Annotated in this window: 1 protein-coding gene; it reads right to left on the bottom strand. The window is 65.5% G+C overall.

Going from position 1 to position 432, the window contains the following annotated elements; all coding sequences use genetic code 11:
* Positions 1-432 (bottom strand): ATP-binding cassette domain-containing protein (locus JHD59_RS22225; RefSeq protein ID WP_199155866.1); only part of this gene is annotated, 432 nt, incomplete at both ends.

The raw sequence follows: 432 nt of genomic DNA, 5'->3' as shown, positions 1-432 counted from the left end.
GCTTTTGTATCGTGACATCGAGCGCGGTGGTCGGCTCGTCGGCGATCAGCAGCTTCGGTTCGCAGGCGATGGCGATGGCGATCATCACCCGCTGCTGCTGGCCGCCGGACAATTCGTGCGGATAGGCTTTGATCCGCTTCTCCGGCTCCGGCAGCCCCACTTCGCGCAGCAGCTCCACCGCCCGCTTCCACGCCGCGCTTCGCGACAAGCCGGCGTGCAGCGTCAGCGTCTCGACGATCTGCTCGCCCACGCTGAACACCGGGTTCAAGGAGCTCATCGGCTCCTGGAAGATCATCGCGATGTCTTTGCCGCGCAAACGGCGCAGCTCGGCCGGACTCAGCTTCAGCAGGTCGCGGCCATCGAAACGCAGTTCCGACGCCGGATCGATCTCGCTGGTCTGCGGCGGCAGCAGCTGCATGATGGCCATCGACG

This window comes from Chromobacterium sp. ASV23, from assembly GCF_016428945.1.
In the GTDB taxonomy this organism is placed as follows: Bacteria; Pseudomonadota; Gammaproteobacteria; order Burkholderiales; family Chromobacteriaceae; genus Chromobacterium; species Chromobacterium sinusclupearum.
This window is presented reverse-complemented; position numbering and strand designations above follow the sequence as displayed.